Annotated in this window: 2 pseudogenes; one reads left to right on the forward strand and one right to left on the reverse strand. The window is 58.7% G+C overall.

The window, feature by feature from the left end:
- Positions 1–33: 33 nt before the first annotated feature.
- Positions 34–471 (forward strand): annotated as a pseudogene (locus HMPREF2736_RS07750) (transposase); the annotation flags it as partial.
- Positions 472–527: 56 nt separating this feature from the next.
- Here HMPREF2736_RS07750 and HMPREF2736_RS07755 read toward each other — a convergent pair.
- Positions 528–1,631, reverse strand: a pseudogene (locus HMPREF2736_RS07755) (IS256 family transposase); the annotation flags it as partial.

The following is a 1,631-nucleotide window of genomic DNA, read 5'->3' on the forward strand; positions in this document are numbered from 1 at the left end:
GCCGAAACGGCCTAAAACAACTTGACAAAACACACCACGACACGAACCCGCAGCGACCGCACGCTGACCCGCGACTTTAAAGCCTTCGTTGCTTATGCCACCTCCACAGCGACGTTGTCTGAACTCGCCGAGCAACACAAGGTGAGCCGTTGGACACTTGACCGCCGATTCAAACCGTTTTGGCTTATCGACATCCCCAACAACGGTGACCCGCAGCGCGTTTACGATCAGATCTTCATCGACGGCACCTACACCGTCGCCGGATGCTTGCTCGTGGCAGCCAGCCACGACCACGTCATCGCCTGGCACTGGGCCAAACACGAAACCGCCCATGCGTATACGCAGCTACTTCGCAAAATCGCTGAACCGCTCTGTGTCGTCCTCGACGGTGGACAAGGCGCCTTGACTGCGATTAAAGCCTGCTGGCCCAACGCGATGATCCAACGCTGCCTCGTCCATGCGGTCAAGTCCCGTGTAGTGGTGTAGCCGTTTGTCCGTTCGGCTCGGTATGAAGTTGGGGGGTTGTGTTAGGCGGTTAGCTGGTGGTGGTCGCCATGATCATCTCCTGTGTGGGGGTTGGGTTGGTGCATGAGGTGTTTGCTGTGCTCGAGTGCGGATAGTGACATGTAGCGTTTTTGTTGGATCCAATCGTCGTGTTGCTCGGCAAGGACGGCGCCAACAAGCCGGCGGATCTCCCGGTTTAACCGCTCGGTGGGGTTGTTTGACCACACCTTCGTCCAGACCGGTTTCGGCGCTGCGGTAAACGCCAGCACCTCATCGAGTGATTCCTCCAGATACGCCGCAACCTGGGGGAACTTCGGCTCCAACAAGTCAACAACTTCACGGGCTTGCGCCCAGTTTGATTCCTCATCCGGTTGTTGGAAGATCGTCTGGAACATCGCTTAAGACCATCGGCCACTGCATTTTGGGGACTTTCTCGTAGAGGTTTTTGGCAAAGTGGGTGCGGCACCGCTGCCAGGAGGCATCGGGCAGCACTTCGGAAATGGCATGCTGGATGCCTTCGTGGGCATCACTGGTGACAAGGAAGACACCACGAAGTCCGCGGGCTTTGAGGTCTTGGAAGAAGCCTTTCCACGATGCGTTGGATTCCGCAGTGGCGACGTGCATGCCGAGCATTTCCCGGTAGCCATCGGCGTTGACACCGGTGGCAAGCAGTACGGAGCATTTGACCACCCGGCCGCCTTCGCGCACTTTGATCGTCAGTGCGTCGCAGGACAGGTAGGCGTACCCGCCGGGGTCCAGGGGGCGATTTCTGAAGTCTGCGACCATCTCGTCGAGTTCTTCCGACATCCGCGAGACTTGCGATTTTGACAGGTTGGAAATGCCAAGGGTGGCCACCAGATCGTTCATCCTGCGGGTGGAAACCCCTTTGAGATAGCAGGTGGCGATCACAGTCGATAAGGCTCGTTCTGCTCGTGAGCGTCGCTCTAACAGCCATTCTGGGAAGAATGCACCGTGGCGCAGCTTCGGCACTGCGACATCGATGGTGCCGACACGGGTGTCGAGGTCGCGGTGGCGATACCCGTTGCGGTGGTTGACCCGCTCGGTGGAGGCGACGCCGTATTCGGCGCCGCAGACGGTGTCGGCCTGGGCGGAGAGGATTTGGTTGA

The organism is Corynebacterium sp. HMSC036E10 (assembly GCF_001836265.1).
In the GTDB taxonomy this organism is placed as follows: domain Bacteria; phylum Actinomycetota; class Actinomycetes; order Mycobacteriales; family Mycobacteriaceae; genus Corynebacterium; species Corynebacterium coyleae.